Source organism: Streptomyces sp. NPDC001634 (genome assembly GCF_040298185.1).
GTDB lineage: Bacteria > Actinomycetota > Actinomycetes > Streptomycetales > Streptomycetaceae > Streptomyces.
The window spans coordinates 1-18947 of record NZ_JBEOZU010000102.1 but is presented as its reverse complement, the minus strand read 5'-3'; the positions used below and the strand labels follow the sequence as shown (position 1 = coordinate 18947).

General features: G+C 71.2%; 16 protein-coding genes and 1 pseudogene. 14 read left to right on the top strand and 3 right to left on the bottom strand.

Features of this window, described 5'->3' with window-relative positions:
* Nucleotides 1-46 precede the first annotated feature (46 nt).
* Nucleotides 47-892, bottom strand: a complete 846-nt coding sequence (locus ABT186_RS40830) for an MOSC domain-containing protein (protein WP_351929416.1) — start codon at nt 890-892, stop codon at nt 47-49.
* A 42-nt stretch (nt 893-934) separates the two neighbouring features.
* Here ABT186_RS40830 and ABT186_RS40825 point away from each other — a divergent pair, with 42 nt between their 5' ends.
* From ABT186_RS40825 to ABT186_RS40815, 3 genes and pseudogenes are all read left to right on the top strand, one after another.
* Nucleotides 935-1633, top strand: a complete 699-nt coding sequence (locus tag ABT186_RS40825) for a formylglycine-generating enzyme family protein (RefSeq protein WP_351929414.1) — start codon at nt 935-937, stop codon at nt 1631-1633.
* Between the two features lie 65 nt (nt 1634-1698).
* Nucleotides 1699-2133 (top strand): annotated as a pseudogene (locus tag ABT186_RS40820) (NAD(P)-dependent oxidoreductase); the annotation flags it as partial.
* Nucleotides 2130-4031 carry a DUF2264 domain-containing protein gene (locus ABT186_RS40815; RefSeq protein WP_351929412.1) on the top strand — a complete coding sequence of 634 codons (1902 nt, stop codon included), beginning with the start codon at nt 2130-2132 and terminating at the stop codon, nt 4029-4031. The pseudogene ABT186_RS40820 and the gene ABT186_RS40815, both read left to right, overlap by 4 nt.
* Nucleotides 4032-4037: 6 nt before the next feature.
* Here ABT186_RS40815 and ABT186_RS40810 read toward each other — a convergent pair whose 3' ends face one another.
* Together ABT186_RS40810 and ABT186_RS40805 are read right to left on the bottom strand one after the other, a co-directional pair.
* The gene (locus ABT186_RS40810) at nt 4038-4820 is read right to left on the bottom strand and encodes a chitosanase (protein ID WP_351929410.1); all 783 of its coding nucleotides are present in this window, start codon (nt 4818-4820) and stop codon (nt 4038-4040) included.
* A 200-nt stretch (nt 4821-5020) separates the two neighbouring features.
* On the bottom strand, nt 5021-7819 hold the full coding sequence (locus ABT186_RS40805; RefSeq protein WP_351929408.1) for a SpoIIE family protein phosphatase: 2799 nt from the start codon (nt 7817-7819) through the stop codon (nt 5021-5023).
* Nucleotides 7820-8240: 421 nt separating this feature from the next.
* Here ABT186_RS40805 and ABT186_RS40800 point away from each other — a divergent pair, with 421 nt between their 5' ends.
* From ABT186_RS40800 to ABT186_RS40750, 11 genes are all read left to right on the top strand, one after another.
* Nucleotides 8241-10001, top strand: a complete 1761-nt coding sequence (locus ABT186_RS40800; protein ID WP_351929406.1) for an enoyl-CoA hydratase-related protein — start codon at nt 8241-8243, stop codon at nt 9999-10001.
* 64 nt (nt 10002-10065) lie between these two features.
* Nucleotides 10066-11154, top strand: a complete 1089-nt coding sequence (locus ABT186_RS40795; RefSeq protein ID WP_351226319.1) for an NADH-quinone oxidoreductase subunit B family protein — start codon at nt 10066-10068, stop codon at nt 11152-11154.
* 83 nt (nt 11155-11237) lie between these two features.
* A complete protein-coding gene (locus ABT186_RS40790; RefSeq protein WP_351226317.1) occupies nt 11238-13022 on the top strand; it encodes a nickel-dependent hydrogenase large subunit in 1785 nt (594 codons plus the stop codon).
* A complete protein-coding gene (locus tag ABT186_RS40785) occupies nt 13019-13585 on the top strand; it encodes a NifU-related iron-sulfur-binding protein (RefSeq protein ID WP_351226315.1) in 567 nt (188 codons plus the stop codon). The genes ABT186_RS40790 and ABT186_RS40785 overlap by 4 nt, the downstream gene beginning before the upstream one ends.
* Nucleotides 13582-14229 carry a DUF5947 family protein gene (locus ABT186_RS40780; protein ID WP_351929404.1) on the top strand — a complete coding sequence of 216 codons (648 nt, stop codon included), beginning with the start codon at nt 13582-13584 and terminating at the stop codon, nt 14227-14229. Before ABT186_RS40785 ends, ABT186_RS40780 begins: the two co-directional genes overlap by 4 nt.
* Nucleotides 14226-14897 (top strand): DUF6084 family protein, encoded by a 672-nt coding sequence (locus tag ABT186_RS40775; RefSeq protein WP_351226311.1) that lies wholly within the window; start codon nt 14226-14228, stop codon nt 14895-14897. The genes ABT186_RS40780 and ABT186_RS40775 overlap by 4 nt, the downstream gene beginning before the upstream one ends.
* Nucleotides 14894-16318: a hypothetical protein gene (locus ABT186_RS40770; protein ID WP_351929402.1), complete on the top strand. Its 1425-nt coding sequence runs from the start codon at nt 14894-14896 to the stop codon at nt 16316-16318. The genes ABT186_RS40775 and ABT186_RS40770 overlap by 4 nt, the downstream gene beginning before the upstream one ends.
* A complete protein-coding gene (locus ABT186_RS40765) occupies nt 16315-16986 on the top strand; it encodes a DUF6893 family small protein (RefSeq protein ID WP_351929400.1) in 672 nt (223 codons plus the stop codon). The genes ABT186_RS40770 and ABT186_RS40765 overlap by 4 nt, the downstream gene beginning before the upstream one ends.
* Before the next feature lie 192 nt (nt 16987-17178).
* Nucleotides 17179-17574 carry a hydrogenase maturation nickel metallochaperone HypA gene (gene hypA / locus ABT186_RS40760; protein ID WP_351226305.1) on the top strand — a complete coding sequence of 132 codons (396 nt, stop codon included), beginning with the start codon at nt 17179-17181 and terminating at the stop codon, nt 17572-17574.
* A gap of 3 nt (nt 17575-17577) precedes the next feature.
* Nucleotides 17578-18318 (top strand): hydrogenase nickel incorporation protein HypB, encoded by a 741-nt coding sequence (hypB, locus tag ABT186_RS40755; protein ID WP_351929398.1) that lies wholly within the window; start codon nt 17578-17580, stop codon nt 18316-18318.
* Nucleotides 18315-18947, top strand: a 633-nt coding sequence (locus tag ABT186_RS40750) for an acylphosphatase (protein ID WP_351929396.1), incomplete at its 3' end; no start/stop codon positions are given. The genes hypB and ABT186_RS40750, both read left to right, overlap by 4 nt.

Below are 18947 nucleotides of genomic sequence, written 5' to 3'. Positions count from 1 at the left end.
TCTGATGTCTACCTGCCGGAAGCGATGACACCGGGAAGGGGGCTCGTCAATACCTTGTGACCGGATCCCCGACTTGCACGGTCCCGGGTTCCAGGACGTCCAGGTACACGCCGACGCACGACAGCCTGCCGAGGTCGAAGACGGGTACGCGATGCTCGCGGGCGACTGCGCGCATGATGCCGGGGCCGGGCGGCAGCTCCCCGTGGCCGAGGGTCGGCACCACGCACCGCGGCGTGGGCACCACGACCCGGAAGAGGGCCGCCTCGCCGATGCGCAGGCGTGCGTCGATCCAGGCGTCCTCGGGGAACCCTGGCCCGCCAGGCGCGTCGACGACCAGGTTGGGCCGGAAGCGGCGCGGGTCGAAGTCTCCCGCGGGGTGGGTGGATCGGAGCCGTGCCAGGGCGGCGGTCGTGATCAGATGGATCCGGCCGTAGTCGAAGAACGTCCCCGGCGCGACCCGGCCGGAGGTGATGGTCTCCCCGGTGGCGTCGGTGGACGCTGTGGCGCGCAGGGTTTCCGGGACGCCGCCCTCGTACGCGGGCACGGCCCGTTCCAGCGTGCCGCCGTGCCCCGGTGGGGTGTCCGACAGGGACACGGGGCGCCCCAGCAGGTCGGACAGCCGAGTGTCCAGCTCGGGGTCCCCGGCGGACAGGACTGTGCCGTCGGGCAGTTGAACGACGACCGTGCCGCTGTCGGTGAGCATGCTGCGGCAGCGGAGCAACGGGCCCCACTTGCGCGGGTGTTTGACGCTGCCGACCGCACCCGTCCCGTCGTCGAGCACGGCGGCCAACCGGTCTCCCCACAGCCCGCGTTCGGTGACCGCCACGCTGGTCAGGGCCTCACCGAGCGTGGACTTCACCGGATATCGGTGCAACGCCGTCACAGTTCCCATCGCTCCATCATGTGGCAGAGTCGCAGCTGAGATCATCTGTATATGGATGCGAGGACCGTGCACGAGATGATCGCCGTTCCGCCGGGGCAGGTGATGCTCTCGGACCGGCGGACGCAGCGCAGTTGGGCGGTACAGCTCTCGCCGTACGAGCTTGCCGCGTGCCCCGTCGACCGGGCGGTGTATGCGCAGGTCACCGGTCGGCGACCCGGCACCGCCCAGGAGGCCCGGCTGCCCGTCGAGGACGTTTCCTGGTGGGACGCGGTCCGGTTCTGCAACTCCCTGTCCCGACGCCACGGTTTCGCACCGGCGTACCACCTCCTGGCCGACGGCGAAGGCATCGAATGGGACGTGTCCGCCGACGGGTACCGGCTGCCGACCGAAGCGGAGTGGGAGCACGCCTGCCGCGCGGGCACGACCGGGCCGCGTTACGGGCCCCTGGACGAAGTCGCCTGGTACCGAGGCAACTCGCACGAGCGGATCCATGAGGTGGGCGCCAAGAGGCCCAACCCCTGGGGCTTTCACGACATGCTCGGCAACGTGTGGGAGTGGTGCTGGGACATTTACGACGCCGAGGTCTACGGCAGCTACCGCGTACTGCGCGGCGGCGGCTGGTTCGACGAGCACTGGAGCTGCCGGGCCTCCGTACGGCGCCGCAGCCACCCGACGTTCCGGGTCGACGACGTGGGATTCCGGGTGGCGCGTTCCGTGCCGAGGGGCCGTGCGCAGAGTCGTCGCTCATGACGGACGACTGGCGCAGGGATGACTGGCGCAACGACCGGATCGGCAGTGCGCTGCGCGGCAAGAAAGGCAAACAGGTCCTGGAACGCGCCCGCGACTTCGGCACCACCCGCACCCGCGACGAGTGGCTGCGCACCCCGCGCATCATCGGCAACTTTCGCCGTACCGTGGGCATCCTGTCGGCGTCGCTCACCGGCCGCCGGGTCATCGAGCTGCTGCGCCCGCACGATCTCGACGTGCTCCTGCACGATCCGTACCTCACCGACGCGACCGTGGCGGGCCGCGTCCGCGCCGTCATCGATGTGACCGACCCCGAAGTACTGCCGCCCGAGCACCCGTTGTGGGACTGCGACAACGTGCTTCTCGCCCCCCATCCGGCCGGTTCCCAGGGCAACGAGTGGCGCCGGCTCGCCGACCTCGCCCTCGCCGAGACCGCACGCTGGGCCGCCGGCGCCGGTTTCCTGCATCCCGTACGACGTGAAAGGCTGGCATTCCAGGCATGAGCAGCACGAGGATCCCCTTCGAACTGCCCCCGGAGGACCGCGAGTCGAGCCCCTGCACCGGGTACACCCGGGCCCACTGGGAAGCCGTGGCGGACGGGCTGCTGGCGTCCGTGTGGCGCTGGAGCACACCCGGCGGCGCCCTGCTCGACCTGCCCGGACGGCCCTCTCGCTCGGGGGTGCGCTCCGACGGGCTGGAGGGCTTTGCCCGTACGTTCCTCGCGGCCGCCTTCCGGGTGGCGGGCGCGAACGGGGACGACCCGCACGGCCGGCTGGAGCGCTACGCACACGGTCTCGCCGCCGGTACCCGCACCCCCGGCCGGGACGACATCGAGTCGTGGCCCGTGATCCTGGACCACGACGTACAGGGCCAGCCGATGGTGGAGTCGGCGTCCGTCGCGCTCGGTCTGCGGCTGACCGCGCCCTGGCTGTGGAAGAACCTCGACGACGAAGTCCAGGACCGGGCCGAGGAGTGGCTGCGCGGAGCGCTGCGGCACTCGCCCGCGCCCAACAACTGGTACCTCTTCCCGTACACCGTCGCCGGATTCCTGGAGTCGGTGGGCCGCGGCGACGCGCAGACGGCCGCGGCCCGGCAGCGCGCCCTGGACCTGCTGGAGGGCTGGTACCGCGGTGACGGCTGGTACGCGGACGGGGACGGACGCGCCTTCGACCACTACAACGGCTGGGCCCTGCACCTGTATCCGGTGCTGGACGCCCACCTCGCCGGGGACGCGGAGGCGTCCGCCCTCCACGGCGCCCGGCTGCGTGAGCACCTCGACGGATTCTCGCTGATGTTCGGCGCGGACGGGGCGCCGGTCCACTTCGGCCGGTCGCTGTCGTACCGCTTCGCCGCCTCGGCGGCCGTCGGCCTGGGCGCCGTCACCGGCCACACCCCGCTGACACCGGGCACGTCCCGCCGTCTGATCAGCGGCAGCCTGCGTTACTTCCTGGACCGCGGCGCACTGACCGAGGACGGACTGCTCGGCCTCGGCTGGCACGGCCCGCACGACGCCACCCTGCAGACCTACTCGGGTCCGGCGTCCCCGTACTGGGCGTCGAAGGCGTTCGTGTCCCTGCTGGCACCGGCCGGCCATCCGCTGTGGACGGCACGGGAGGAGTCCGCGCCGGTCGAGGAGGCCGACCGTGTCCTCGCCCTTCCGGCGCCGGGGCTCCTCGTCCAGACAACCCGTGCCGACGGGATCGTACGGCTGCACAACCACGGCAGCGACCATGTGCGCCCGCACGAGGGCGAGTCGGCGGCCGAGGACGATCCGCACTACGGGCGCCAGGCCTACTCGACCCGCACCGGACCCACCGCCCCCGGGAACGTCGCGGACAACCACCTGTCGGTCGAGGTGAACGGCCGGGGGAGTGTACGGCGCCGCATCCACCCCCTTGGCGCGGGGCACGGTGACGGCTGGGGCTGGGCCGCTTCCTGGCACCGTCCCGTCTTTGTCGCCGGGCCCCCGATGGTGCCGGGCCTGCGGGTGGAGAGCGTCACCGTGGTCCGGGGACGGTACGAACTGCGGGTCCACCGGGTGGCCGGAGCCCCGGACGGGGCCCGTGTCACGCACACGGGATGGGCCACCGGCCCCGACGAGCCGGTCGTCTCGGCGCTGCACGGGCTGTACGGCTGGGACGACGGGCCCGAAGCGGCCCGCGCGCCCCAGGGCACGGCCTACACCCGGTGGGCCCAGGTGCCCCGGCTGAGCGGGCGGGCCGGCGGCACCTCGGTGCACGTGTGCCTGGCCGCCCTCACTGCCGAACCCGACCCCGCGCCCCTCGCGGACGCCGTCACCGCCGTGGCGGTCGACGGTGACGGCGTCGAGGTGACGTGGGCCTGCGACGGGGCACGGTCCCGAGTTACGTTCCGTCCGTGGAGCGTGTCGCTCCTGGAGTAGGGGCCGTCAGCCGATGTGGTAGCTGTCCCCGTACACCTTCCAGTCCAACGGCGGGTCGAGGTTCAGATTGCCCTTGCGCAGGAAGACACGCTGTTCGGTGTCGACCCGGCTGGTGTCGCTGTGGGCCTCCTCCTGCTTCATGGCCCACACCCGCGCGTCGAGGAAGGCGTTCAGATACGCCACCTCGCCACCGCCCTGCGCCGGCGGCTTCGCCGAGCGCAGGGCGCGCTTGCGTATGTTGCGGAAGCTCGTGGGGTCGTCGCCGTCGCCGTGCATGACGATGGCGTCGTAGTACGTGAACTGGCCCAGAACTCCCAGTCCGTCGGCCTTGCCCTGCTGGACCGCCGGGTTGAAGTACACCCGGTCGCGTTCGTCGTTCTGCGCCTGCTGGAACGCCGTGTCCTGCGCCGCCTTGCGCCAGTCCCTGGGGAAGTTCGGATCGAGTCCCGCGTGCGAGTCCGTGCCGTTGACCCGACGCAGCGCCGGCAGGTACTTGGCGAGGACGTTGCCGGGCTTGCGGTCGGTGTAGAGCTGGACGAGGTCGAGCATGTCGCCGGTGCCGGAACAGAACCCGATGATGCCGGCGGTGTAGCCGCGGCCGTCGCCGATGTCCTCGATGTACTTGTACTGGGCCTTCCAGTCCAGGGACGAGTTCTCCGCGCTCGACACCAGTTTCATGGCGATTTCCTTCTTCGCCGGATCGTCGAGGCCGACCGCTTTGGCGGCCCTCGGGGCTGCCGAGACGCGGGGGGCGTTGAGCAGCGGGACTGCCGCCAAGGACGCGCCCATGAGCGTGAGGACGGCGCGGCGCGAGGTCCGACCAGGGTGTGCTGAGTCGTGGGATGGATGCACCACGGGGGCTCCAAGTGATGGTGGGGGGTGGGGAGTTGAGCTTGCGTGTGTACTGATAGGAAGGTTTCCTATCAGATGCGGCAAGGGGAGTCACCACGTGGAGCGGCAAGTTCGTAGAAACGAACGAGAAGAAGCCCTCAGGGCAGGGGCTGCTCGGCCCAGATGACCTTGCCCGTCGGCGTGTAGCGGGTCCCCCAGCGCTCGGCGAGCTGTGCGACCAGGAACAGGCCGCGTCCGCCCTCGTCGGTCATGGCCGCGTAGCGCAGATGGGGCGAGGTGCTGCTGGCGTCGAAGACCTCGCAGATCAGGCTGCGGTCGCGCAGCATGCGCACGCGGATGGGTCCACTGCCGTAACGGATCGCGTTGGTGACCAGCTCGCTGAGAATCAGCTCCGTGGTGAACGTCAGCTCCTCCAGATCCCACTCCGCGAGCTGTCGCGTCACCAAGGCGCGCACCTCGGCGACGGCCGCGGGATCCACCGGCACGTCCCACTGGGCTACCTGGCCGGGACCGAGGGCCCGGGTGCGCGCCACGATCAGGGCGATGTCGTCGCTCGCCCGGGAGGACGACCGGGCGTCGAGAACGGCGCGGCAGGTGTCCTCGGGCGACTCCCCGGCCCGCGCCAGAGCGCTGCGCAGCATCTCGAGTCCGGCGTCGATGTCCCGTTCGCGGTCCTCGACGAGCCCGTCCGTGTAGAGGACGAGCCGGCTGCCCTCCTCGAGCTCCAGGTCGGCCGTCTCGAACGGAAGACCCCCGAGGCCGAGCGGGGGACCGGCGGGTACGTCGGGGAAATCGACGCTGCCGTCGGGCCGGATCAGGGCCGGCGGTGGATGGCCGGCGCGGGCGATGGTGCACTGCCGGGAGACCGGATCGTAGATCGCGTACAGGCAGGTCGCTCCCGTGATGGGGGCGCTGCCGCCTTCCGTCGTCTCGTCCTGGTCGATGCGGCCGACCAGTTCGTCGAGGAGGCCGAGGAGTTCGTCGGGCGGCAGGTCGAGGGCGGAGAAGTTGTGGACCGCGGTACGCAGCCGTCCCATCGTGGCCGCGGCGTGAAGGCCATGGCCGACGACATCGCCCACGACGAGCGCCACACGGGCTCCGGACAGCGGCAGGACGTCGAACCAGTCGCCGCCCACGCCCGCCTGCGCCGGAAGGTAGCGGTAGGCGATGTCCAGGTTGCTCTGCTCGGGCAGTTTCCGCGGCAGCAGGCTGCGCTGCAGCGTCACCGCCATGCTGTGCTCGCGCGTGTAGCGGCGCGCGTTGTCGATGGAGACCGCGGCACGGGTGACCAGCTCCTCCGCGAGGGCCAGCTCCTCCGCGTCGAAGGGCTCTGGCTTGTCGGAGCGCAGGAAGTTGACCACGCCCAGGACCAGGGACCCCGCCCGCACGGGCACGGTGATCAGCGAGTGGATCCCGTACTCCACGACCTGCGTGGTGCGCTCAAGATCCTGTGCCAGCCAGCCCGGCGCGTCGTCGAGGTGGGGTTCGAGGACGGCCTGGCCGGTGCTGAGGCTGTAGGCCTGCGGAGCGGACTCGACGAAGCGGATCTGCTCACCCACCGGATACAGCGGGGCGTCCTTGCGGATTCCGCTGAACGCCGCGCGCCGCAGACCGTTGCCCGCCTCCGGCTCCTGGCCGCTCAGGACCGCGTCGTACAGATCCACCGTGGCGAAGTCCGCGAACCGGGGGACGGCCAGCTCCGCCAGCTCCTCGGCGGTACGCGTCACATCAAGGCTCGTCCCGACGCCCAGACCGGCGTCGTACAGCAGGGTGAGCCGCTCTCGCGCCACCTCGGCCTTGCCGGAAAGGGCCCGCAGCTCGGTGGAGTCACGGAGGGTGGCCACACTGCCGGACGGGCCTCCTTCCAGGTCCGTGGGCCGCTGGTTGACCGCCAGCAGCCGGTCTCCGACCAGGTGCACCTCGTCCGTGGCGATCCGCCCGGAGGCCAGGAGGGCGGCCATGTCGGGCGGCAGTCCGAGTTCGCTCACATGCCGGCGCTCGGCGTCCGGTGGGAGGTCGAGCAGGCGGTGCGCCTCGTCGTTGGCGAGCAGCAGGTCACCGTCGCCGCCGAGGATGATCACTCCCTCCCGGACCGAGTGCAGCACCGCGTCGTGGTGCTCGTACATCCGGGTCATCTCGCCCGGTCCCAGGCCGTGGGTCTGGCGCAGCAACCGTCTGCTGACGAGCGCCGTCCCCGCCGTGGCCAAGGCCAGCCCCGCGCCCGCGGCGGCCAGCACGAGCGGCAGCTGCCGGTCAGCGGCGCCGCCCACGTGCTCCGTTGTGATGCCCGCCGACACCAGGCCCACCACCTTGCCGTCGGGCGCCTTGACCGGCACCACGGCCTGCACCAGCCGTCCGATGGTTCCGTTGATCTCCTCGATCACGGTGTTTCCGGCCAGCGCGGGTGCGATGGTCCCTACGAACTTCTTGCCGATGCGGTTCGGTTTGGGGTGGGTGTAGCGGATCCCTTCGGTGTTCATGACGACGATGAAGTCGACCTTCGCCGTCTTACGGGCCTCCTCTGCCCGTGGTTGCAGCACGGCCGTGGGGTTGGGGCTGCTCAGCGCCGCGCTGGTGCCCGGCGCGTTGGCGAACGTCTCGGCGACGGCGAGGGAACGGTTACGGGCCTCCTGTGTGGTGTCGTGCCGCACCTGAAGGAGCAGTGCCACCACCGCGGCGACGACCAGCAGCAGCACGATGACCACTTGCAGAACGAAGACCTGTCCGGCGACGCTGCGCCCGCTCAGCGCCGAACGCAGCCCCGCGAGCGGCCCCGGCCGGGAACGGCCCGCCTCGTGCCGGTCGGACGACTTGAGCGGCGTCAGCCGTGCGGCGTGCTCGTGCGCTCGGTGAGCGCGGTCGTGTGCGCGCGGTGCGCGAAGACCGCCGGGGCGACGGGGCGACCGATTGCCGGGTCGACCGAGGAGCCGGACCATGTGCCATGTCTACACTGCTGGGCCCCAGGAGGCGAGAGGCGTCACACATGGTGACCGGGCCATGCCCTTTATTTCTAGGGGATTCAGGGTTCCAGGGCCCCTCGTCCGAGCCCGGCGCCGGGGCGGGCGAGGGCCTCGGCGCGGGCTTCCGCCCGGGTCAGCTGTCGTCGGAGCCACCGCACAGGCGCCTCTCGCACGACGTCCTGCCCATCTCACGATGCGCCGAGTGGGAGCCGGCGGCGCCCCGGGTCCGGTCCCTGACGGTGACGCCCACGCGGCGGCCGACTGGCGGCCCCCTACCCCTTTCGGGTGACTCGACAGCCCGTCTGCGGAGTTGACGTTCAGGCGTACCGGACGATCGCAGTCGGCTGGGCGTCTCCGCCCACTTCGTCGTCCGCCGGGAGTCCGTCGGGAGTTCGCCGTGCACATCCTGCTCGTGGCCAGCGCGTTCAACAGCCTCACCCAGCGCGTACATGCGGAACTGCGCGACCGTGGCCACACCGTGGCGGTGGAACTCGCCCTGCCGGACGGCTCGTTGACGGAAGCCGTACGACGACACGCGCCGCGCCTCGTTCTCGCGCCGATGCTGAGGACGGCGATCCCCAGGGAGGTGTGGGCCCAGTACCCATGCCTCATCGTGCACCCGGGTCCCGTCGGGGACCGGGGACCGTCCTCCCTCGACTGGGCCATCCAGGAGGGGCAAGGACAATGGGGGGTAACGGTCCTTCAGGCCGAGGAGGAGATGGACGCCGGTGCCGTGTGGGCGTCCGTCGCCTGCCCGGTCCCGCCGGTGGCCAAGAGCGAGCTGTACCGGGGCGAGATCGCCGACGCGGCACTCGCGGCCGTCATGCTCGCTGTGGAGCGCTTCGCCGCCGGAACCTACACCCCGCTCAGGCAGGAGACGGCCCGGACCCGTCCGTACCTTGACCAGAGCATCCGCCGGATCGACTGGGCCGCGGACACCACGCAGATCGTCCTGCGCAAGCTGCGGGCCGCGGATTCGCAGCCCGGCGTGCTGGACGTGCTGCTCGGCGACGAGTGGTACCTCCACGGCGGCCATCCGGAGAACGGTCTGCGCGGCGCTCCGGGAGAGCTGCTGGCGACCAGGGCGGGGGCGGTCTGCCGGGCGACCGAGGACGGCGCCGTCTGGATCCCCGAGATGCGACGGCGGCGCCGTCCGGGAGAGCCGCCCACGTTCAAGCTCCCCGCCGTACGGGCGCTCGGTGACCGGCTGCCTCCGCTGCCGGAGCTCCCCGCGATCCCGCACACGGCGTGGCGCACCTGGACGGACATCCGTTACCGCGAGGAGGGCGGCGTCGGCCTCCTCTCGTTCTCGTTCCCCGGCGGCGCGATGAGCACCGCACAGTGCCGACGTCTGCTCGACGCCTACCGGGAGGCGTGTGCGCGCCCCACGTCGGTGCTGGTACTGGGCGGCCAACGGGACTTCTTCTCCAACGGGATCCACCTCAATGTCATCGAGGCTGCCGAGGACCCCGCAGCCGAGTCCTGGGCGAACATCAACGCCATCGACGACCTGGTCGAGGCGGTCCTGACGACCACGGACCGCCTCGTCGTCTCCGCCCTCGGGGGCAATGCGGCGGCGGGCGGTGTGATGCTCGCCCTGGCTGCCGACGAGGTGTGGTGCCGCACCGGCTGCGTACTGAACCCGCACTACCGGCTGATGGGCCTGACCGGCTCGGAGTACTGGACCTACACGCTGCCCCGGCGGGTGGGCGCCGCGGCGGCCGGGCGGATCGTGCACGAGGCACTGCCGATGAGCGCCGCGAGCGCGCAGGCCCTCGGGGTCGTCGACCGGGTGGTCGAGTGCACGCCGCAGGACTTCGCCACTCAGGTCGGCCGGCTGGCGGCCCGGCTGGCGTCGCTGCCGGGGACACGGGCGCGGATCGCGGCGAAGAAGGCGGAACTGGAGCGGCAGGAGAACAGCGAGCCGCTGGCCGCCTTCCGGGAGCGCGAGCTGGCCGGCATGCACCGGACGTTCCACGACCCGGACGCCCCGTATCACGCACTCAGGCGCGCGTTCGTCCGCAAGGAGAAACCGTCGCGTACACCCCCGCATCTCGCCCTCGCCACGGGCGCCCGTTCGGGGGCGGAACCGGCCCGATACCGGACCCCGGTCACCGGAACGGCCCGCGATGGCGTCCCATCACGGCCCGATGACTGATAGCAAGAAGTCCGACGGTCGAAATACAGCTATTCGTCCCTTACCTCCCTGAGGAGGCGGTCCCATGACAGCGGCCACGCCGAACACGGCCGGCGCGACGGACGCCCATGGTGCGCCCGCCGACGAGAAGCCCACGATCCACATCCTCTGGATCAACGCCGGGATGAGCTGCGACGGCGACTCGGTCGCACTGACGGCCGCCATGCAGCCGAGCATCGAGCAGATCGCTCTCGGTGAACTGCCCGGGCTGCCGAAGATCGCCATCCACTGGCCCCTGATCGACTTCGAAAGCGGCCCGGTCGGCGGCGCGGACACGTTCATCGAGTGGTTCTTCAAGGGTGAGCGGGGCGAGATCGACCCGTTCGTGCTGGTCGTCGAGGGGTCCGTCCCCAATGAGAAGATCAAGCCCGAGGGCTACTGGTGCGGCTTCGGGGACAACCCGGAGACCGGCCAGCCGATCACGACCAGCGAGTGGATCGACCGGCTCGCGCCCAAGGCGCTGGCGGTCGTCGCCATCGGCACCTGCGCCACCTACGGCGGTATCCACTCCATGGCGGGCAACCCGACCGGCGCGATGGGTGTGCCCGACTATCTCGGCTGGGACTGGAAGTCGCACGCGGGCATCCCCATCGTGTGCGTCCCCGGCTGCCCGATCCAGCCCGACAACTTCGCCGAGACGCTCACCTATCTGCTGTACCAGGCGGTGGGCGCCGCCCCGATGATCCCCCTGGACGACAAGCTGCGTCCGGCCTGGCTGTTCGGGGCCACCGTGCACGAGGGCTGCGACCGCGCCGGCTACTACGAACAGGGTGTGTTCGCCGAGTCGTACAACGAGCCCACGTGCCTCGTCAAAATCGGCTGCTGGGGGCCGGTCGTCAAGTGCAACGTGCCCAAGCGCGGCTGGATGAACGGCATCGGCGGCTGTCCGAACGTCGGCGGCATCTGCATCGCCTGCACCATGCCGGGCTTCCCCGACAAGTTCATGCCGTTCATGGACCAGCCTCCCGGCGCGACCTTGTCCACCTCGGCCAGCAGCGCCTACGGCAAGGTGATCCGCCGGCTGCGCTCCCTGACGCTCAAGACGGTGGACAAGGAGCCCAGGTGGCGTCACACGGGACGCAAGATCACCACCGGATACCGGCCGCCATGGTGAACGGCCACCGCAGCTGAACACCACCTCCCATCCCGTCTCCACCCTCCCGGACCTCCCGCTCGCAGAAGGGCACGACACACACGATGGCACGCACGACCAAGGCGGCCCGCGACGGCAGCGGCCTGATGGAGATGTCCTGGGACCCGATCACACGGATCGTGGGCAGCCTGGGCATCCACACGAAGATCGACTTCAAGCAGAGGCGGGTCGCGGAGTGCTACAGCACCTCGTCGATCTTCCGCGGCTACAGCGTCTTCATGCGCGGCAAGGACCCTCGCGACGCCCACTTCATCACCAGCCGTATCTGCGGCATCTGCGGCGACAACCACGCCACCTGCTCGGTGTACACGCAGAACATGGCGTATGGCGTGAAGCCACCGAACCTCGGTGAATGGATCATCAACCTCGGCGAGTCGGCCGAGTACATGTTCGACCACAACATCTTCCAGGAGAACCTGGTCGGGGTCGACTACTGCGAGAAGATGGTCAGGGAGACCAACCCGGGCGTGCTCGAACTGGCCGAGCGCACCGAGGCACCGCACGCCGCCGACCACGGATACCGCACCATCGCCGACATCATGCGGTCCCTCAACCCGCTCGAAGGAGAGTTCTACCGCGAGGCGTTGCAGGTCAGCCGCTACACCCGGGAGATGTTCTGTCTCATGGAGGGACGCCATGTGCACCCCTCCACGCTCTACGCGGGCGGCGTCGGCACCGTCGCCTCCGTACAGCTCTTCACGGACTACCTCAGCCGTCTGATGCGCTACGTCGAGTTCATGAAGCGGGTCGTCCCGCTCCACGACGACCTTTTCGACTTCTTCTACGAGGCACTGCCGGGATACGAGGAAGTGGGCCGGAGGCGCGTTCTGCTCGGCTGCTGGGGCGCGCTCAACGACCCCGAGTACTGCGACTTCACGTACGCCAACATGACGGACTGGGGCCGGCGGATGTTCGTCACCCCCGGCATCATCGTCGACGGCGAACTCGTCACCACCGACCTCACCCGGATCAACCTGGGCATCCGCATCCTGCTGGGCAGTTCGTACTACGAGGACTGGGAGGGCAAGGAGCAGTTCGTCACCCATGACCCGCTCGGCAACCCGATCGACCCGCGGCACCCCTGGAACCAGCACACCATCCCGGCCCCGCAGAAGCGGAACTTCGACGACAAGTACAGCTGGGTCATGTCACCACGCTGGTTCGACGGCAAGGAGTACCTCGCCCTGGACACCGGCGGCGGCCCCATCGCCCGCCTGTGGTCCACCGCCCTGGCCGGGCTCGTCGACACCGGTTTCGTGAAGTCCACCGGCCACAGCGTGGTCATCAACCTGCCCCGCACGATGACGAAGCCCGAGACCACCTTCGAGTGGAAGATCCCGCGCTGGAGCAACGCGCTGGAACGCAACCGGGCACGCACCTACTTCCAGGCCTACACCGCCGCCCTCGCCCTGCACTTCGCGGAGAAGGGACTGGAGGAGGTGCGGGCCGGACGCACCCAGACCTGGGAGAAGTTCGAGGTGCCCGACGAGAGCATCGGTGTCGGGTTCACCGAGGCGGTCCGCGGTGTCCTCTCCCACCACATGGTGATCCGCGACGGAAAGATCGCCAACTACCACCCGTATCCGCCCACGCCCTGGAACGCCAGCGCCAGGGACCCCTACGGCACGCCCGGCCCGTACGAGGACGCCGTGCAGAACACGCCGATCTTCGAGGAGAACCCGCCGGAGAACTTCAAGGGCATCGACATCATGCGGACCGTCCGCAGCTTCGACCCCTGTCTGCCCTGCGGTGTGCACATGTACGTCGGTGACGGCAGAACCGTACAGAAGATGCACGTGCCCACCGGCCTGAGCGGACTGGGCGGATGACCGCGACGACCATGGCCCGCGCGGCGAACCCGGGAAACCCAGGGAACGCAGAACGGACCGGACGGCGGATCGAGGAGGTGCTCGACCGGCTGGCCGCCACCGGCGACCCGGCCGTCTCCGAGGCGGCCGAGGAACTGGTGCGGGCCCTCATGGAGTTCTACGGCGCCGGGCTCGCCCGTCTGCTCGACCTGCTGCCCCCGGGCGGTCCCGGGGCGGCCCTGCTCGGCGACGAACTGGTGGCGAGCCTGCTCGTCCTGCACGACCTCCACCCCGAGGACCGGGACACCCGTATCGCCCGCGCACTCAACGGCGTCCGCGACCACGACCTCGACGTCGTGGACTTCGACGAGACGACAGGGACCCTCCGGCTGCGGGTGGCCGCGAGCGGCGGATGCGGCTGCGGCGGAGGCGCCACGGCGGCCCGGCAGGCGGCCGAACAGGCGCTCGCCTGCTTCGCGCCGGAGGTCACGGTCGTCGAGGTGAAGCCCGAGGGCGGCCCCCAGGAGCCCGTCCTGCTGCAGATCGGCACGGGCCCCCGCCCGGCGCCCGCGAGGACGCCATGAGCGCGCCCCCCGCCCCGGCCCCCTCCCTTCGCCTGCGCAGGTTCCTGACCGGGCGTCCGCCGCAGCCGGAGCGGTGCGGGCTGTGCGCGGGGCCGGTCGACGACGCCCACCACCCCCATCTGGTGGACACCGAGAAACGCGCCCTCGTCTGCGCCTGCGCGTCCTGCTCCCTGCTGATGGAACAGCCGGGCGACCGCGCGGGCCGCTTCCGCGCGGTCCCGGACCGCTACCTCACCGATCCGCACCACCGACTCGACGACAGCGTCTGGGAATCGCTGCAGATCCCGGTCGGCGTCGCCTTCTTCTTCCGGAACGCGGCGCTCGACCGGCTGGTGGCCCTCTACCCGAGCCCGGCCGGGGCCACCGAGAGCGAACTGGAACCGGCGGCCTGGACCACCGCCCTCCGCGGCAGCCGGCTCGCCGAACTGCTCGAACCCGATGTGGAAGCGCTGCTGCTGCGCCGTACCGACGACGGCTGCGCCTGCTACCTGGTGCCGATCGACATCTGCTACGAACTCGTCGGCCGCATGCGCCTGTTGTGGCAGGGCTTCGACGGCGGAGCCGAGGCCCGCGCCGCCCTCGACGCATTCTTCGAGACGGTCGGACAACGTGCCCGGCCCCTGCCCGAGGAGATCCGTCCATGACGGAACTGGCCTTCTCCTGTATCGGCGTGCGCGCCGACCGGTACGCCGCCGGACCGACCCTCGTGTTCCGGCTGCGCGTCACCACCCCCGGCGACGAACCGGTTCACGCCCTCGTGCTGCGCTGCCAGATCCGCATCGAGCCCGCCCGGCGGGGCTACGAGCCCGCCGAGGCCGAGCAGCTCGTGGACCTCTTCGGCGAGCGCTCACGCTGGGGCAGCACCCTCCACCCCGTGGAATTCGCCCAGGTCCCCCTCATGGTCACCGGCTTCACCGGAGAGACCGAGACCGACCTCGTCGTGCCGTGCACCTACGACATGGACATCGCCGCGACCCGCTACTTCGCCGCGCTCACCGGCGGAGAGGTACCGCTGCGGATGCTCTTCTCCGGTACGGCGTTCACCGGAGCGGGCGGCTTCCGCGTCGAACCCGTCCCCTGGGACCGGGAGGCCGCCTTCCGGATGCCGGTCGCGACCTGGCGGGAGATGATCGAACAGCACTTCCCCGGCTGCGGCTGGATCCGGCTGTCCCGCGACACCATGGACACCCTGCTCGCCTTCCGCTCACAACGGGGGCTGCCGTCCTGGGAGGCGACCGTGCGGGCGCTGCTCGACGAGCGTGCCACCCCGGACCCGCCCACTCTCGCCCTCACCGGAAGGACCTCTCCGTGAGCGTGACCGCGTTCGCCCCGGAGACCGAGGCGCGCTTCGCCCTCGCCCGGCAGGTGGCCGACGCCGTCCTCTTCGAGGGCTATGTGCTGTACCCGTACCGGGCCTCCTCGGCCAAGAACCGGTTGCGCTGGCAGTTCGGGGTGCTTGTGCCGCCCGCCTGGGGCGCCGAGTGCGAGGAGCACGACTTCCAGCACACCGAATGCCTGATGGAACCCAGGGCGGACGCCACCCTGGCGGTCGAGCTGCGTTTCCTGCGCGCCCGCCGGCGCACGGTCCAACGGGCATGCGCGGACGGCGACTTCGAGACCGTGGGCGAACTCCGGCTCGGGGACCGGGTTCTGGTCCCGTGGGACGAGGGAACCGAGGAACGCGTCGAGGCGGTCGTGACGGTCGACGAGCTCGTCGACGGGGACGGGGTCACCATCGCCTTCGGCCGGCCGGCCGGGGAGGAGAGCGAGCCTGTCCTCGACAAGAGCGGCCGCACCGTCGGCCGCGTGATCCGTCGGTACGAGGAGATCAGCGGCGCACTGCGGCTGTCGGCACGCGAACTCGACGGCCCCTACCGGGTCCTGCGGCTGACCGCCGTCGTCGAGAACACCAGCACCTGGACACCCGCGGACGGCCAGGCCGGCGACCGGGACGCGGCGCTCCCGCGCTCCCTGGTGGCCAGCCACCTCTTGATGGGGCTGAGCGCCGGCTCGTTCCTGTCGATGACGGATCCCCCCGAGTGGGCCAAGGGCCTGATCGCGTCCTGCCGCAATCTGCACACCTGGCCCGTCCTCGCCGGCGAAACCGGCCGTGCGGACGTGATGCTGTCCTCCCCGATCATCCTGGAGGACCACCCGGCCCTCGCCCCGGAAAGCCCCGGTGCGCTTTACGACGCCACCGAGATCGACGAGATCCTCGCCCTGCGCACGGCGGCCCTCACCGACGAGGAGAAGCGCGAGGCCCGGGGCACCGACGAGCGGGCGGCCGCCGTCATCGAGCTGGCCGACTCGATGCCCCCCGAGGTCCTGGAGCGCCTGCACGGGGCGGTGCGCGGCCTGCGCGAGGTGACGGGTTCCGCATCCGCCGAGGGATTCCCCGACGAGTACGGGATCCCCCGCCCGGACACCCCGTGGTGGGACCCGGCGAGCGAGAGCGGCTACGACCCGGCGCACGACCGGGTCGTCGTGGACGGCCGGCCCGTGGGCGCGGGAACCCGGGTACGGCTCGACCCGGGGCTGCGGCACACCGACGCCCAGGACCTCTTCCTGCGGGGCCGCACCGCGACGGTCGAGGCGGTGCTGCACGACGTGGACGGCGCGGTGCATCTGGCGGTGACGGTGGAGGACGACCCGGGCGCCGACCTCCGCCGCGAACAGGGGCGCTTCCTCTACTTCCAGCCCGACGAAGTCACACCGCTGGAGAACGACGCATGAGCCTTCCCCCGGACAGCGGCAGGGTCCTCGTCGCCGGGATCGGAAACATCTTCCTCGGGGACGACGGCTTCGGAGTGGAGACCGTACGCGCCCTGACCGGGCGCCAGCTGCCCGGACATGTCGAGGTCGTGGACATCGGCGTGCGGGGAGTTCACCTCGCCTACCAGCTCCTCGACGGCTACGAAACCCTGATCCTGGTGGACGCCACCGCGCGCGGCGAGGACCCCGGCACCCTCTACGTCATCGAGCACGACACCGCGGACGGGGGAGATGCCGAGGGCGTCCCGCTGGACGGCCACCGGATGACCCTTGACTCCGTGCTCGCCCTGCTGGGCACCCTCTGCGCCGGGACCGGGGGACGGCCGCCCCGGCGCACGCTGGTGGTGGGCTGCGAACCGGCCTCGGTGGAGGAACGCATCGGCCTCAGCCCGCAGGTGTCCGAGGCCGTACCCGAGGCCGTCCGGCTGATCGAAGAGCTGCTGCGGGCCGACGAACCAGAAGGGCCCGCCCCGCAGGCCCTGGCCGGCAAGGCCACGACACAGAGGAGAGACGCGATGAAGAAAACCCTCGTCGGCGGCGCGCTGGCTGCCGTTGCCGCCGCTGTAGCCGCCGCCTTCGCGCAGTTCCTGCCCGACATCAGGCGCTACCTGCGGATCCGCATGATGTGATGCTGCGCCCGCCAGGCCGCCTGCGCCGGGCCGTCCGTCGTTACGGCGAACGGCGTACGCGGCCGGACGGCGACGGCGTGCCGGTCTGCCGGCCCGAGGTGCCTCACCTCTAATGGAGGTCGGCTGGCCGCGCACGCACGCCCTGCCCCCACGGGGCGGGACCGGCCGCCTCCCTCGCCGGGACGGAGACCGATGCACGAGATGTCCATCGCGCTGGCCGTGATCGGCCAGGTGGAAGAGGCGGCCGAGCGGGCCGGCGGCGTCGCGTCGGTGCGCTCGGTGCGGCTTCAGGTGGGCGAGCTGGCCGGAGTCGTACCCGATGCACTGTCGTTCTGCTTCGAACTGGCCTGCGCCGGGACCGTGCTGGAAGGTGCCGAACTGGTCACCGAGGCGGTGCCGGGACGTGCCCGCTGCGCACCCTGTGCACATGAATGGGCCGTCGGCATGCCGCCCCAGCTGTCCTGTCCCCGGTGCGGCGGAGCAACCGCCGACCTCCTGTCGGGCCGTGAACTGCAGATCGCCCGCGTGCACTGGGAGGACGGCCGGACGCACGAACCCACCCGCGAACCGATCCCCGAGGAGCGCTGAACCATGTGCCGTGTGGTCGACCTGAAGCAGGCCGTACTCGCCAAGAACGACCGGGCCGCGCACACCCTGCGCACCGAACTGACGGCCCGCGGCACCACGGTCGTCAATCTGCTGTCCAGCCCCGGCAGCGGCAAGACCGCCCTTCTGGAACGCGAACTCGTCCTGGCCCGGGAGCGGTCCGTGCCGGTTGCCGCGCTCACCGCGGACCTCGCCACCGAGAACGACGCGGCACGGCTGGCGCGTTCGGGCGTCCCGGTCAAACAGGTCCTCACCGACGGGCTGTGCCACCTGGAGTCCGGGATGCTCGCCCGCCACCTGGAGGGATGGCTGCCGGACGGGACCCGGCTGCTGTTCGTGGAGAACGTCGGCAACCTCGTCTGTCCGGCCTCCTACGACCTCGGGGAGACGCTGCGTATCGTGCTCGCCTCCGTGACCGAGGGCGAGGACAAGCCGCTCAAGTACCCCACCGCCTTCGGCCTCGCCCACCTCGTGGTGGTCACCAAGACCGACATCGCCGATGCCGCGGCCTTCGACGAGACGGCGTTCCGCGCAAACGTCGAGCAGGTCAACCCCGGCGTGGAGGTGCTGCTGACCTCGGCCCGCCGGAACCTTGGGGCCGGTGCCCTGCTCGACCGGGCGCTGGCGGCAGCGGACGGCGCTCCCCTCCACGCACCGGTCATGGCCCGCCGACCGGACACCGCCCCGCACGAGCACACGGGCGCCATGGCGCACTCCCACTCGTGAGCGGCCCGTCGCCCTCGACGGCCCCGGCCGTGGCGACGCGGCTGCGCCGAAGGGTCACAGTACGGGGCGTGGTGCAGGGCGTCGGCTTCCGGCCCTACGTCTACAGCCTCGCCACTGCCCTGGACCTGTCCGGCCACGTGACCAACACCCCGCAGGGCGTCATCGCGGAGGTCGAGGGAGTACCCGCGGCCGTCGCCCGCTTCTGCGACCGCATCGCCGTCGACGCGCCCCCACTGGCCCGCGTGGACTCCGTCCACCACCAGGACGTGCCGGCCACCGGCGACGCCGCCTTCACCATCCTCGCCTCCCGCACGGACGGACCGGCGGGGACGCTGATCCCGCCGGACACGGCCACCTGCGCCGCGTGTCTGCGCGAGCTGGCCGACCCCGCCGACCGGCGCCACCGCCACCCCTTCGTCAACTGCACGCACTGCGGACCCCGGTTCACGATCGTCACCGGACTGCCCTACGACCGGGCGCACACCACCATGGCCGGCTTCGCGATGTGCCGCGACTGCGCCCGCGAGTACGCCGATCCGGCCGACCGCCGCTTCCATGCGCAGCCGGTCGCCTGCCCCGCCTGCGGCCCACGGCTGCGCCTGCTCGTCCCCCGCCCGGACGGCGGCCCG